The sequence below is a fragment of the Salinigranum rubrum genome (assembly GCF_002906575.1).
In the GTDB taxonomy this organism is placed as follows: domain Archaea; phylum Halobacteriota; class Halobacteria; order Halobacteriales; family Haloferacaceae; genus Salinigranum; species Salinigranum rubrum.
In genome coordinates, this window is the sequence record NZ_CP026310.1 from 153608 (window position 1) to 168506 (window position 14899).

Sequence of the window (14899 nt, forward strand, 5' to 3'; positions counted from 1 at the left end):
CACCTCGTCCTCCTCGCAGGGTCGTGAACAACCGGTACAGGTCGATTCGGTGGCTTTGAACGTGACTGGGTCCGAGGCGGCACGCAGGAGTACCTCCGCGGTCCACGGGCGGTTTTCGCGAGCGCGCTTGAGAGCGGCTTTCCGTTCCTGACCGTGTTCGGGGGACGTCACCAGTCCGGCACCTCCGCGAATTGATCGTCGTGGAGGTAACACCTGGCGAGGTGGTCGCCGCCCCGGTCGTACATCGCCGGTTCCTCCTCAGCACAGGCGTCGAACTCCCACGGACAGCGCGACCTGAAGGCACACCCGCTTGGTTTCTCCCGCGGGTCGGGGATTTCGCCTTCGAGATACACGCTCTCCGGTTTCGCGCGTTCATCCGCTTCGCTGACGGTCGAAATCGCCGAGAGGAGCGCCCTGCTGTAGGGGTGTTCCGGTCTCGTGAACACCGACTCGACGTCGCCGATCTCAACGAGGCGACCGAGGTACATCACCCCGATTCGGTCTGCGACGTTTCGCAATAGCGAGAGGTCGTGCGTGATGAACAGGTACGTAATTCCGTACTCGTCTTGGATCGACTGGAGGATGTTGATGATGCGCGCTTGAACCGAAACGTCGAGCGCACTCGTCGGTTCGTCGAGGACGACGAACTTCGGGTTCAGCGCGACCGCACGGGCTATACCGACCCGCTGTTTCTGCCCCCCGAGAGCTGGCCGGGATACCGGTACATGAACTCACGCGGGAGGTCGACCATGTCGAGCAGTTCTTCGATCCGGTTCAGCCGCTCTTTGGCTGTCCGTAGTCGTGGATCTTGAGCGGCGCCTCGATGATAGTCTTCACGCGGTGACGCGGATTGAGGCTCGATGTCGGGTCCTGGTGGACGATCTGCATGTTGCGGCGGAACCGCTTGAGCTCCGCCTGAGAGAGATCGACGACGTCCTGGCCGTCGATCTCGATCGTTCCGGCCGTCGGCTCCGTCAGTCGGAGCATCGACCGACCGGTGGTCGTCTTCCCGGACCCGGATTCGCCGACCAGTCCGAAAGTCTCACCCTCTGCGATCGAGAAGCTGACCCCATCGACCGCCCGGACCGCCCCGACGCGCCGCTGGAACACCCCCTCCTGGATCGGAAAGTGCTTCTGTAACCCCTCGACGCGAACCATCGCGTCCGCCTGGTCCACGCTCTGCTGTGCGTCTGGATCGTCTGTGGGTTCTGTGAGACTCATTGCTCTGATCCTCGGTTGACGACCGTGTCGGACGGCGCCTCCTCGTCGGAGCGAGACTCCCACGGTGGGGGCCGATGTCGATGGACGTGCTCGTGGTTCCCCGGTCGCGACTGTACGCTGCCGGCCCATCGAAGAGGTGACAGCCGACGGCGTGGCCGGACGTCGTCTCACGAAGGTGGGGAAACACCTCCGTACACTCCGGTTCCGCGTGGGGACACCGACTCGCAAACCGACACCCAGACGGTGGGTCGGTGTAGTCCGGTAGGTGCCCCTCGATGCCCGTCCCGATGCCGGTCGATAACATCGGGATGCTGTCCAGTAGACCGCGCGTGTAGGGGTGCTGTGGGCTTGAAAAGAGCTCTGCAGTCGGCGCCTGCTCGACTATCTCCCCGGCGTACATGACGTTGATGAAGTCACTCACCTCTCTCGCGACCCCAAGGTCGTGCGTGATGTACAGAACGCTCGTGTCACGTTCCTCGACGAGTTCGTCGAGTAGGTCAAGGACTTTGGCCTCGGTCGTGACGTCGAGCGCTGTGCCCGGTTCGTCTGCAATCAGCAGGTCGGGTTCCGAGAGGAGCGCGATAGCGATCAGCACCCGCTGTCGCATCCCGCCGGATAGTTCGACGGGGTAGCTGTTGAACACGCGTTCGGGGGCCGATATCTCGACGCTGTCGAGCATTCGTATCGCTCGGTCCCGGTACTCGCCGTCGGAGCCGGAGCCCGAGCCGACCTTGTCTCGGAGCCACTCCGTGACCGACAGCCGTGGCTTCCCCTGCCACTTCAGGACGTCGATCATCTGCTCGCCCACCTTCAGGACGGGGTTGAGCGAGGTCATCGGGTCCTGCATTATCATGCTCATCTCCTTGCCGCGTCGTGCGTGACGCTGCGAATCGGAGAGGTCGAGCACGTTCTCCCCCTTGTAGATGATCTCCCCCTCGGGGATACGTGCAGAGGGTAGCAGTCCCATGATGGCCTTGACCGTGACGCTCTTGCCACAGCCGGTCTCGCCGACCAGCGCGGCGGTCTCACCCCGGTCGAGGGTAAAATCGACGCCGTTGATCACCTCGGCGACCCCGTCATAGGTGTCGAACTCTACGTGGAGGTTTCGCACCTCCAAGATGGGATTGTTCATCTCAGTTCACCTCGACGTCGAGGATGTCACGGAGGCCGTCACCGATGAAGTTGAACCCGAGAACGGCGAAGGAGATCGCCAGCCCGGGGAAGACCGCGATCCACCAGTAACTCGTGACGTAGTTGCGTCCCTGAGCAATCATGGCTCCCCACGTCGGTGTCGGGGGCTGTGCCCCGAGTCCGAGGAAAGACAACCCGGCACCGACGAGGATGACGAACCCCATGTCGAGGGTTGCCTTGACCGTGATCGGACTCACAACGTTCGGGAGGATTTCCTTGAACGTCGTCCGGAACCACCCGGACCCGAGAGCTCGACTCGACTCAACGAACTCGTCTTCTTTGATCGAGAGAACCTCCCCTTGGACGAGTCGGGCATACCACGACCACCACGAGAAGGCAATCGCGACCATCACGTTGAACAGTGACGCCCCCGTCGCGGCCACGACCGCCATCGCGAGCAGTGTCGGTGGAATCGCGAGGAAGATGTCGGTCGTTCGCATGATGACGACGTTCGTCGTGCCGCCGAGGTAGCCCGCGACAAGCCCGAGGGTCACGCCGATAGAGATGGCGATCGAGAGGACGATGACGCCCATCAGCAACGAGAGACGCGCACCGAAGAGGACGCGACTGAAGATATCACGGCCGGTAGTGTCGGTCCCCATCGGGTGGTCGAAGCTCGGTGGCTGACTAGCCCGATCGAAGTTGACGCCAGCTCCAGCGTCCTCCGGGTATGGTGCGATGACGGGTGCGAAGATGGCCGCTAGCACGAGCGCCACGATCATGGCCAGCCCGACGACCGAGAGCTTGTTCTCGGTGAAGCTCAGAAAGCTCCGGCGCAACTGTTCGATCCGCTCTTGACGGGCGATATCGTCCGAGCCGAAGACCCCGTCAGTGGATTCTGTTTCGGTGGCCATCTATCCGTCCTCCAATCTGACCCGAGGATCGAGGTAACCGTACAGCAGGTCGACGATGAAGTTGGCAGTCACGAAGCCGATACCGACGACGATGGTGACGCCGACGATTGCGTTAAAGTCCTGATAGAGGATCGCTTGGACGCCGTAGCGAGCCATCCCCGGCCACGCGAAGACGATCTCCACGAGGAACGCGTTGCCGAGCAGGAATCCAAAGGCGAGTCCGATCACCGTCAGTGAGCTGGTGAACGCGTTCCTGAGCATGTACTTGTACTCGATCAGGTTGTTCGGGAGGCCGTAGGCTCGAGCGGCCAGCACGTAGTCCTTCCGTTGCTCGTCGATCATGTCCGATCGGATCAGACGCATGACCTGGGCGAGCGTCGCGAGCCCGAGGGCGAACGCTGGTAGAACCAGGTGTGTGGCCGCGTCGATGAACGTCCCGAACTGACCGGCGATGAGACTGTCGACCAGATAGAGGTGCGTCACGCTCGGTGGGGGTGTCACCCCGTCGCTCAGACGCCCGGACAGCGGGAGCAGCCCGAGTGAGACCACGAAGATGATCTGCAAGACGATCGCCACCCAGAACCGGGGCATCGACACGCCGAACAGTGCCGTAACCCGGGAAACGTGGTCCTGCCAGCGGTCCTTATTGGTGCCCGCAACAACACCGAAGGGTATCGCGAGCAACACCGCGAACACCAGCGTGACGGTCGTCAGTTCGAACGTCGCCGGGAGTCGCCCGACGATGTCGCTGAACACGTTATTGTTCGTCCGCAGCGACATCCCCCAGTCTCCCTGGACGACGCCGACGAGCCAGTCGAAGTACTGGACCGGTAGCGGCTGATCTAAACCCATCTCAGCCCGCAGGGCCGCCACTTGGCTGTCGGATGCCTCGGGGCCGAGTGCTAACCGTACAGGATCTCCCGGTATCACCCGAGAAATCCCGAATATGAGCACCGACAGCCCCAGAATCACGGGAACTGACTGGAGTGCTCGTTGGATGAGATAGTCTACGTATGACATGTGTATGTTGTGTTGTTGTACTGGACTGTCGAACATCGAACAGCCCGGTGCAGGATGTTATGCCCTTCCGTCACCCGTCCGGGTCATCGAATGGACGTCCCAGTCGAAGGACATGACCCCCTGGTAACTCCAGCCGCCGACGTTCTCGTTGATTCCGATTCGGTAGGGGGGATTGGCGACGTAGACGCTGGGCATCCCCTCGACGATCAGGCCCTGTGCTTCCGCGTACTTGTTGAGGCGCTCTTGGAGGTCGGTTGTTTGCCGGGCCTCCTCGAGGACGGCCGTAATCTCGTCGGTCGTGTACCACGACTGTGAGATGTACGACCCGAACGACGACGGGTGGTACATGAGGTAGGTGTGGCTGTCCGGCGAGGGCATCTTCGCCGTGTGGAAGATGTTGGTCACGTGGGCGGTCGAATCCGCGTTCGTCGCCCGGTCGGTGAGCGTGGCCCACTGTTGTGGGTTGATTTCGAGTTCGATTCCCAGTTCGTTCAGGCCCGCCTGATTGAGCAGACCAATCTGTCGCTGGAGTTCGGTGCCGGCAACGACAACGTGCTCGAGGCCGATTTCGTTGATCTCATCAACCGTGTAATCGGACCTATCCAAGAACTCCTTCGCCCGGTCGAGGTCCTGAGACATCGGAGACAGGTCGTCGTTGTGGCCGGCCATCTCGCGGGGCACCGGCCCGGCCGCGACGGCGCCGCCACCGATGATGCTCTGGACCGCGCTCTCGTAGTCGAACGCGTAGGCGATCGCTTTCCGAACGTTGATATCGTCTGTCGGTGCCTTCTGGCAGTTCAGGGGGAGGTGGAACAACTGGAGTTGCGGGACTTCGGGGACACGGATGTTGTCCATCGACGCCATCTCCTCGTAGGCCTGCGTTCCCATATACTGGTCGGTCATGTCACCGTTGCCTTGACGCATCGTGTTGATGATCGTCGATTGCTCGGTGATGACCGTTGACCGGAATGTGTCGAAGCTGTTGTCCTCCCAGCCCTTCCAGTAGTCCTCGTACGCCGACGTCTCGATCGAGTTGCCCTGCTCCCAGCTCTCCAAGACGTACGCTCCGGAGCCGGCCGAGTTCTGTTGCAGGTAACTCTGTCCGTAGTCGCCATCTTGTTCGTTCTCCTGTACGACGGCGCTGTTGACGATGTAGAACTGTACGAACGTCGCCAGTGCCGGCCCGTATGCTTGCTTGAACCCGAACTCGACGGTCTGTTCGTCACGGGCGACGACGTCATCGGGGTTGAGGTACGCGAGCCAGAACGACGAGTAGCCTGCTTCGAGGTTCAGCATCCGGCGCATCGAGTAGACGACGTCCTCTGCGGTCAGTGGCTGTCCGTCGGTGAACGTCACATCGTCACGGAGGGTGAACACCCACGTTTGACCGTCGTCCTCGGTGTCCCAGCTGTCTGCGATGTGGGCGACCGGTTGCAGCGAATCAGGATCGACGGTGATGAACTCGTCGTACAGGTTCTGTGCGGCGAGCCCCTGGGTGTAGTCGACCTGTGCGGCCGGGTCGAGGGTCCCGAACACCTGACCCGCGATGAAGTGGAAGTCGTTCCCACCGCTCGAACTGTCGTCGTCTTCGGAGTCACTCGAAGAGCCGTCACCCGACGAACCGTCCCCTGATGCGCCGTCCCCCGACGACCCATCTCCCGACGATCCACCCTGGCCCGATTCGTCGTTGCCAGAGCATCCTGCGACGGAAATCGAGGCAGCACCAGCCCCCAGCAGCTTTAGGAACTTTCGACGGTCTTTGTCATATGATGGCATTGGACAAGTATGTTAAGTACAGATATATAAATATTTCGTCGATGACTTAATTTCGTGCGTGAGATAAGACGAATTATTGTCTTACTCGATAAAATGCGAACGAAATGTTCGGACCATGTAACGATTTGAACACAATAACGAATCAGCGATTAAATACATCTGTATCTTCGATTGTGAATCTATACGTTCTATTCTCATCAATTGTTGTAGTTTCGATCAAAATATGAGAACAATTATTCACTGCTTCGGTTATTTCTGAGTCTCTCGTTGGGTCGTAGAAGACGGGGAGGAAGACAGCGCGTCGGAACGACGCCGCCTGCAAGACCACGACGTAGAAAGTCAGGTCGTCGGTCGGCGCGTGGTACACCTCAAACTCGTCGAACGACGCTTCCGTCTCCCCGACGAGGTCCTCAAGCGCCTCCAACTCGGAGGAAGGTACCACGAGTCGGAACCCGGGGCTATCGTCACTCACGGTCCCGGCTGTCACGTCCCCCGGATGGAGTACCACGGTATTCCAGCCCGACGATTCATACTCCTCTCGTAATTGCGCTATCTCGTCTGTAATCTCATTCCAGTGGAGGAGGGCTTTGTTCATCCGGTTGATCTTGTCACGGCTCATCGTCTCTTCCAACGAGCAAGGGGCTACAAAACAATTATTGCGGTAGGACGGGTCGCGTTAAGTTGAGAAGTCAGAGTGGGGTGAGTGTGATTTCTACTAGTCCATGGCGGAAATCACACGCCTCAGCGGACGTATTGACTGGACCGACTTGAGGTTCACAAAGCGACAGCGGGCACCACCGCAGCTAATGAAGCTCGCATTGCGGCGAGCGCGATGAACAACGCGAGATTTCGGTAGCGAATGTCTCCGTTCACGGAGTACGGTTCGATGTTGGAAGATGTAAGCGCGGGAGTACGCAAATGGGAAGTCGGCAGGAGATTTTATATTGTAGTAATGACCGCCGACGCCGAGACGGACACCGACTGGCAGCGGACATGGAACGATCTCTGGAAAATACTCGGTGCAAGTGGACGTTTCATCTCCTCCGAGTGCTTTCAATAGAACCGTGCGGATTCGACGAGATGGAACGGTAGAATCCACAATCTCGTCGGTGTCAGCGCTCTCTGGGTTGATTCTGTACTCATAGTTGAGGGTAAGAGCAGTCACTAGGAGTGGAGGATAGGAGTCGAATCGAAGATGCAGCAGATCGACTCTACCTCTCACTCAGTCCCTTACGGGATGATAAATCTCGACTATCGAACGCTAGTCCCGAGGTACGGTCCACAAAGATAGAACAACGGCCACCAAGGGTCACTGGAGCCGAACAGTACCCCCGTCGCGCTTGAGAATATGCTGGTCGACCAAGCTATCAATAGCATCGTCGACTGCGTGCTTCTGGTCGTCCGAGAGCATTCTCACACTCGAGAGGACGCGCTCTCGGATTGTCTCGACATCATCTATCCCAACATCAATTGCCCCCAGAACAGTATACTCGACTTCGAACTCCGTCGCTTCCTCGACGGTTGCTTGCGAATGTACCGGTGTCTCGCCGGTGAGCACGTTCACTGGGGTTTCCGTCTCGTCGGTGAACAGGACGTCTTCGAAGGTGTGTGTCCCGAGGATCGCCTCGGGATCCAACTCGCAGTCGTGAAACGGGTCGTCACCTGAGGTCATCGAATCACGAGCCTACGGCGGGACTCACCCATTCCAGCCCACGAAGAACAGCAGCTGTATCGAATTAAATCCGATACCGAACCCTAGATTCGGGACGGTTTGAATCGGGAATCCTGTTCCTGCTCTTTAATTCACGTGTCGGAGAAGTGGTCGGGCTCGATCCGTGACAATCGCATTGCGTTCCCGGTGACGCCGAGGCTCATCCCCATGTCGCCGACCACGACCGCCAGCGCGACGCTTACGAGTCCCAGCGGCACGCCCAGCGCGAGCAGTGCCTTCACGCCGAGGCTCGTCCAGATGTTTTGCCGGATCACGCCGTTGGCCGTGTGCGACAGTTCGTACAGGTAGGGGAGCTTCCCGACGTCGTCACCCATCAGTGCGATGTCCGCAGTCTCGAGCGCGGTGTCGGTGCCGGCCGCGCCCATCGCGATGCCGACTTCCGCGGTGGCGAGCGCGGGCGCGTCGTTGATCCCGTCACCGACCATCGCCACCTCGCCGTACTCCGCCTGCAGTTCCTCGACTGCATCGACCTTCTCGTCGGGCAGGAGCTCGGCGCGGTATTCGTCGACACCGACCTGCTCGGCGATGGCGCGGGCGGTCCCCTCGTTGTCGCCGGTCAGCATCACGACGCGCTCGACGCCCAACTCGTGCAGGCGCTGGACGGCCCGCTTCGAGGCCGGGCGCACCTCGTCGGCGATGGCGATGGCTCCCAGCAACTCGGTCTCCGTTCCGACGAGAACGACCGTCTTGCCCTCCCGCTCTAGTGCGGCGAGCGCGTCATCGGCGAACGCTCCGTCGTCGGACTCGGCCGTATCTTCTGCCACGACGCCTCCGTCTGTCTCGCGGCGCGTTCGCGAGAGGTCGAAGCCCAGCTCCTCGAAGAGTGCGGGCTTGCCCGCGTAGTACGTCTCGCCGTCGATCTCCCCGCGGATGCCCTTGCCCGTCAGGCTCTCGAAGCCCGATAAGTCGGGCAGATCGCCCACGCCCGCCTCGTCGGCCCGGGCGAGAATCGCCGCGGCGATTGGATGCTCGCTGCGCCGCTCCAGTCCGGCGGCGTGCTGGAGCAGTGTCGCCTCGTCGGTGTCACCGAGCGGGACGACGTCGGTGACGGCGAGCTCGCCCTTCGTGAGCGTCCCCGTCTTGTCGACGGCGACGGCATCGACCTCGCCCATCGCCTCCAGATAGTTGCCACCCTTGATCAGGACGCCGTTCTTCGCGGCGCTGGTGATGCCTGATACCACTGAGACGGGCGTCGAGATGACGAACGCGCACGGGCAGGCGATCACCAGCAAGGTGAGCCCACGGATGAACCACGTCTGCCAGTCACCGGCGAAGCTGATCCCGTACCCGGCCACGTTCATCGACACCGGGTCGGCGATTACCAGCGGCGGAATGGCGGCGGTTAGAATCGCCAGTACAACCACGAGCGGCGTATAGTAGCCCGAGAATCGATCGACGAACTGCTCGGTCTCGGTCTTGTTTGCCTGTGCGCCCTGTACCATCTCGATGATGCGCGAGAGCGTCGAGTCGCCCGCCGTCGAGGTAACCTCAACTTCGAGGTAGCCCTCCTCGTTGATTGCACCAGCGTACACCTCGTCACCTGCGGTCTTGTCGACGGGGACACTTTCGCCGGTGATTGGCGACTGGTCGACTGCACTCTCGCCCTCAACGACCGTCCCGTCGAGTGGGATCTTGTCGCCGGGTCGGACGACCACGGTCTCGCCCACCGCCACCTCGTCGGCGGGCACCGTCACTTCCTCGCCGTCTCGCTTGACGGTGGCCTCGTCGGGCGACAGCTCCATCAGCTCGCGCAGGGAGTCCCGCGCCCTGTCCATCGCGTAGTCTTCGAGCAGCTCGGCGATGCTGAACAGGACGGCCAACGTCGCGGCCTCGACGAAGTAGCCGATGCCGGTCGCGGCGATGATCGCCGTCCCCATCAGCAGATCGATGTCCAGACTCCGGTTCTTCGCGGAGTAGTAGCCGCCGCGGACGACGGGAATCCCGCTGGCCGCGACCGCACCGAGGAACAGCACGTCAGCGACGTGGAGCGGATAGTCAAGGACGCTCGCTACCGCAACGTTCTGGGCAGTAAGGAGAAACTCGAAGAGGAGTCCAAGGGTGACGAACGCCGCGCCGATCCACGTCTTCTTCGCCCGAGGGCCGGTCCAGACCTCCGACGGCGGTGCGATGTCGACGCCGTCATCCGCCTCGGTTCGCTCATCGCCCTCAGAGTCAGAGCCCCCGACGACCTCATAGCCGGCGCCTTCAATCGCTTTGATAACGTCGGCTTCGCTAGTGCGCTCAGGGTCGTACGTGACGGTGGCCGTGCCGGTGGTCGGCTGGAGCGTCGCGTCGACGACGCCGTCGACGCGTTGCAGGCTCTTGTCGACCTTCTGGGCGCAAGAGGGACAGTCCATCTCGGGGACGGTAAGGCGGGCGGTCAGCTCCCGTCGCTGACCGCCCCCGCTCGCCTGTCCCGCTACATCCGGATTCTCTGTCATCACTCTACGGTAGGAGCGGGAGTTCGATATGCCTTTGTTGGAATATTCCAACTCCGCGTGTCAGCGCGATATTAGCCGTTCTTCCGTGACCCGCTCGCCGGCAACGTGTTGCTTCGCTAAATGTTCCTCCGCCCGACGGAGTCGGTAAGTAAGTGTTGACCGCGGCACGCCGAGATGCTCAGCCAGCTCACCGACGTCAACCTCTCGGGGCGACTCGTAATAACCGTGTTCGACGGCAGCCTGGAGTGCGGCCTCTTGAGCTGGAGGCAATCCACTCGGTGTCCCGTCGCTTCCCCCGGCTGATGTGGTTGTATTCGCGGTGCGGAGCATCTCCATCTGAGCGCATTCTCCGACGGCGACCTCGAGGGCGTGAAAGAACGCAGCTACGTCGCCTTCGCCGGCGTGGATGAGCCGCCACGTGTAGTGGCGTCCCTCGTGACGCGTCTCGAACAGCACGCCGTCGCCGAAGTGGTCGCGAGCGATGTGGGGGACTGAGGCGCAAGTGGGGGTGCGCTCCCAGTCGGAGTAGAGGATGAGTGTGTCGTCCGCCCGATCCAGAATACGAGTGGTCTGCGTTGCGCCGCAGTCCTCGGTCGCGAGACAGTCAGCGTAGTAGTCGGCGCTGAGAAAGGCGTCCTCAACGGCGTCGAGCGCTTCTGGAGTTCCGGTGGCGTGGTCGACCCGCCAGAGGCGGTCGGCAGTGGCGTGCAGCGAGAGCGAGCGGACACGGGCGTCGGGGTGGTCGGCGAGGGCGTCCGCCACCCTGTTGCAGCCTGGCTCGTACTCAAGGGCGAAGACGAGTTCGCGCATACCCTCGCGTACGGCCTGCTACGACATAACCCATGGCCCGGGGCGTTATTCTACTGGTGGGGATCAGATCACGTCATCCGGGTCGTGTACTTCCTGCATTCACCGGGCTTCGGCCGCGTATTGTTTTTGGAGGTCGGGGTCATCGACCATGCCGAGATTGTCGGGTTTAGCATCAACTTCTGCGGTCGTATCTCGGACATCAGTGAAGGACGTGAGTGCCCGTTCCTTCCGATAGTACTGTTCCCCATCGGGCGTCGCGTACGTGAGGATGATCAGGTTCTGTTCGTCATCGGAGTACGTTCGTTCGACGAGCCAGACACGAACGTCGTCTTTTGAATGATTTGACATACTTGTGCGTTTCCCGCTATCCACTAAGAAATGGGTGTTAGGGCTCGCTGCGGCTCGACTTCTCGAAGGGTGATTTTCCGGTCGGAATGAGCAGCTCCTTTCGGTCTCCGACCCGCTCAGCGAGCTTCCGTTTCAGGTACTGTCTTGCTGTCGATGGCGTGAAGACGCCGTTGTCGATCATATCGCCGACGACGTCTTTGAGGGCCGCGAACTGTCCCTGCAGGTGGCCGTCGCCGACCGGCTCGCCCTGTTCAACCGTCTCCGAGTCGTACTGCAGCCCGAACCACAGTGTCCGGTACGCGGTCACCTCGAACGTGGTCGATATTCACCCACTTGGAGTCGGTGTCTTCGCCACCGAACGGCGACTCCGCCGAGATTCGGTGCTTGAGATTCAGGTTCGCTGCGCCCCAGTGGCTGTAGTGGAGCGTGTACTGTCCGTCTGTACGTTCATACGCAACGAGTGCGCGGTGTCCCATCGAGCAATCACCTCGCAGGGCGACCGCGACTGGATCGCCCCGCATCCCTCCCGGGGACGAACAACGCTACCAGTAGCTGCGACCGAGGCTTCTTTATTCGGGATGAGTAATGAAATCGGGGTGGTTAAATCGGTAAGTGGAATCACCTACTTAATCTACAAAGCTAAGGAAGCTGTAGTAAGAATAACTGTCCAAAAGGCAATGGAGACTGTCATCCACAGCAAAGCCTTCCGTCTCTTCGCACCCATTGTAAGAACCAGAAACGCGGCAATGTGGACCCCGACCAGGAAGGGTGCGCCGACAGCGAACCCTGGAAGCCCATATTTTTTGAAGAACTTATAAGATCGTTTTCTCGACTTGGCTGGGTTTTCGCCAATGTATTCCCTCGCTTGCAGCCAATTTTTGATACGGGTGAAAAATATAATCACGAGGTATACTGGTATAATATTCCCCAAAAATCCGAATATGGCTACTCCAAGTGGATTCATTCCCAGTGCGATTCCGATTGGAATCACTGCCCACAGTTCCAACGCAGGAGTCGCCGCGAAAATGAATACAAGCACGTATTGGACAAGCGGACTGGTGTTTCGAAGACTCTCTTCGATAGATAGGTCACCAATGAGGAGGGGGTTTACTCCTAGTGAAAACGTTGGGTCTAGGCCTGTGAGATGAATCGCTAATAGAACCCCTCCACCAACGATTGAGAAACAACTTCTCGGGCGACTACGTCCTAATAAGCGAGATACTAATTTCTCCTTCACACATTGATGTGCCGTTGGTAGTGTATACCCTTTCTCGAATAATCCGAAACATTATATCTGTTTATTTACTAATATAGGGTGGTAAGAAGCTCGCCATGTAGTGATCTGATGACATTAATCCATTTACTCGTGGGTCCCAGAGACAGGGTATGGCGAGTTTCTGTGATCTCGGGCTATCAAGCTATGAAGAACGAGTATATACTGCCCTTCTTGAGCTTCGCACCGGCACAGCAGAGGAGATCGCAGATCAAAGCGATGTCCCCATGGGACGGATCTACGATGTGCTGAACAGCCTTGAGTCACGTGAAGTGGTGCGGAGAAACCCGAATTCACGTCCTCGAGAATACAGCCCTGTCGATCCCGAACTGGTCGTGTCCCGCCTGCTGGAGCAGCGAAAACAAGAACTGGACGTCAAACAAGCACAGTTAGAGTCGACTGCAGCCGATCTTCTTTCACAGATCGGTCAAAAGGCTCCCATCGACGGGAAGTTCTGGATAGCAAATGAGGATGAACGGTCATTGTTTGATGGCCTCGTCAACCGAGCCAACCGTGTGACAGATGAGTGGATGATGACGTGGACGGCGAGCGCTGGAGGGCTGTTCGGTCTTGAAGATCCTAATGATGAGATATGGCCGTATTTTGGGGATGTATTAGAGAAAGAAACCCAATTTAAACTACTTATGACCACCCAATTGATTAACATACTCCCAAACGACTTTGTCGAGGAAATGGCGGACGCGATTGATGATTATCCTAATTTCGAAGTCCGAATTACCGACGGTGTATATAATTCACTAGATATAATCGATCAAACTGATCTCGCCGTCTACGTGGCTGACCCGTTTGACCCACAATCGATCCTTGGTATAACTCAAATAAATAATCCAGAATACATTAAATTGGTCAAGTCCTCATTTATTACCCATTGGAATGGAGCAGAGCAGTTCAAGAAGACCACGGGTCAGGGAGACGCGTAAGCTCACCGAAAAACAACAGAAGTAGTTAGAACAAATACTTCAGCAGACACCTACTGACCCAGGAATCGACGTGCCGGCGTGGACGCCGGAGCTTCTCCGCGAGTTTCTCGAGGAAACGTTCAACGTCGAGTACTTAACCCCCAGTTGTCGGCGGTTGATGAAAGAGCTGGGATTGAGTTATCAAAAGCCTCGTCGAACAGCCGCCGAAGCTGAGCCTGAAGACCGAGAGGAGTTCCACGACGACCTCAAAAAAAAGTGACGAGAGATGGACGCCACGGTAGTCTGTATCGACCAAACCAAAAAAATCTGTCCGAACTGAGCCGCTTGCCGCGCGGAAACCACGCGGCACGCGGCCGTCGGTCGAACTCTCTAGTCAGCATGACTGGACGTGCGTGCTTGGCGCGATCTCCGAGAACGGTGATCGCTTCTTCTCGCGATTCGAAGAGTACGTCACCGCCGAACACGCGAACCATTCATTCTGGCTCTGTGTGAAGGAGTCCAAGATTATCTGTTCATCACCCTCGATAAAAACTATACCTCGCGACGTCGGCCGTCACGGACTTGGCGCCCCGTGACGAACTTGCCTTAGTGAGATTCCTAGCGTATCCATCTTAATTGAACCCGGTTGAAGAGTGATCGACGAAGCACTCGTCCGAGTTACTGTCCAAACATGGGCAACTATTTTTGATTATTACTATTGAGTTGTCAGGGAGCTCGCTCTCGTCTGGGCCGATCTCCCCCGAGAATTTGTGGCATTTTGCTCAAATAGTCCAGGGCGTCACGGTACGATGAATCGAGGCAGACCCACAGAAGGTGAAGGGACACGAGTGCGTAGTCGGCTAAGCCGCCACCCCCCTTCGAGTGCGGTGACTTCGCCTCACCCACCAACAGCGATTTAATTAACGTGACTGCGTTGCTCGTGAAGCGAGAGAGTTTCCACATATACCATCGACAATATCCCGATTCAACTCCCTTCTTCTGGCGGATGAGTCCGACGCAGTCTGGTGGTTTACCAAAGCCGTCGCATACACCTTTTTGTCACCACAGCCTACTTGGCAGGGACCTTGTCTGAATTCGTCCGGTCCTCGGTATACCAAAGAAAGGACCAATTGCTCTTAATATCTGGATATGTCCTCTCAAGGTTGTACCTGACAGACTGCAAGTCCGAGACGTAACGGCCGGATTCCACTCGTTGGTGAACGAACTCGCAGGGTCTTCGATGGCGGCTACCACGAGTCCAGCTCCTTGCGCTGCAACGCACGCTCGACCGTACGCATCACTTTGATGCAGAC

10 protein-coding genes and 4 pseudogenes are annotated in these 14899 nt (G+C 58.8%); 2 read left to right on the top strand and 12 right to left on the bottom strand.

From position 1 onward, the window contains the following. Positions 1-167: 167 nt before the first annotated feature. The 12 genes and pseudogenes from C2R22_RS27220 to C2R22_RS21760 form a co-directional block, all read right to left on the bottom strand. A pseudogene (locus C2R22_RS27220) lies at positions 168-1221 on the bottom strand (ABC transporter ATP-binding protein). After that, positions 1218-2353 (bottom strand): annotated as a pseudogene (locus C2R22_RS21710) (ABC transporter ATP-binding protein). Before C2R22_RS21710 ends, C2R22_RS27220 begins: the two co-directional pseudogenes overlap by 4 nt. Before the next feature lies 1 nt (position 2354). Continuing rightward, positions 2355-3266 carry an ABC transporter permease gene (locus C2R22_RS21715; protein ID WP_103427876.1) on the bottom strand — a complete coding sequence of 304 codons (912 nt, stop codon included), beginning with the start codon at positions 3264-3266 and terminating at the stop codon, positions 2355-2357. Continuing rightward, entirely contained in the window at positions 3267-4286 is a 1020-nt protein-coding gene (locus C2R22_RS21720) for an ABC transporter permease (RefSeq protein ID WP_103427877.1), read from the bottom strand. Between the two features lie 57 nt (positions 4287-4343). Further along, positions 4344-6062 (bottom strand): ABC transporter substrate-binding protein, encoded by a 1719-nt coding sequence (locus C2R22_RS21725; RefSeq protein WP_103427878.1) that lies wholly within the window; start codon positions 6060-6062, stop codon positions 4344-4346. Between the two features lie 142 nt (positions 6063-6204). Then, a complete protein-coding gene (locus tag C2R22_RS21730; protein WP_103427879.1) occupies positions 6205-6681 on the bottom strand; it encodes a DUF7529 family protein in 477 nt (158 codons plus the stop codon). Between the two features lie 690 nt (positions 6682-7371). Then, positions 7372-7734, bottom strand: coding sequence for a hypothetical protein (locus C2R22_RS21735; protein WP_103427880.1), 363 nt, complete (start codon positions 7732-7734; stop codon positions 7372-7374). A 131-nt stretch (positions 7735-7865) separates the two neighbouring features. Continuing rightward, positions 7866-10235 carry a heavy metal translocating P-type ATPase gene (locus C2R22_RS21740; RefSeq protein WP_173862843.1) on the bottom strand — a complete coding sequence of 790 codons (2370 nt, stop codon included), beginning with the start codon at positions 10233-10235 and terminating at the stop codon, positions 7866-7868. Positions 10236-10295: 60 nt separating this feature from the next. Continuing rightward, a complete protein-coding gene (locus C2R22_RS21745) occupies positions 10296-11045 on the bottom strand; it encodes a helix-turn-helix domain-containing protein (RefSeq protein ID WP_103427882.1) in 750 nt (249 codons plus the stop codon). 99 nt (positions 11046-11144) lie between these two features. Beyond that, positions 11145-11393: a hypothetical protein gene (locus C2R22_RS21750; RefSeq protein ID WP_103427883.1), complete on the bottom strand. Its 249-nt coding sequence runs from the start codon at positions 11391-11393 to the stop codon at positions 11145-11147. Positions 11394-11430: 37 nt separating this feature from the next. Next, positions 11431-11869 (bottom strand): annotated as a pseudogene (locus C2R22_RS21755) (DUF6735 family protein). Between the two features lie 155 nt (positions 11870-12024). Then, positions 12025-12630 (bottom strand): small multi-drug export protein, encoded by a 606-nt coding sequence (locus tag C2R22_RS21760; protein ID WP_245903056.1) that lies wholly within the window; start codon positions 12628-12630, stop codon positions 12025-12027. A gap of 149 nt (positions 12631-12779) precedes the next feature. Here C2R22_RS21760 and C2R22_RS21765 point away from each other — a divergent pair, with 149 nt between their 5' ends. Then, positions 12780-13607, top strand: coding sequence for a TrmB family transcriptional regulator (locus tag C2R22_RS21765; protein ID WP_103427884.1), 828 nt, complete (start codon positions 12780-12782; stop codon positions 13605-13607). Further along, a pseudogene (locus C2R22_RS26645) lies at positions 13561-14219 on the top strand (IS630 family transposase); the annotation flags it as partial. The gene C2R22_RS21765 and the pseudogene C2R22_RS26645, both read left to right, overlap by 47 nt. Between the last annotated feature and the right edge of the window lie 680 nt (positions 14220-14899).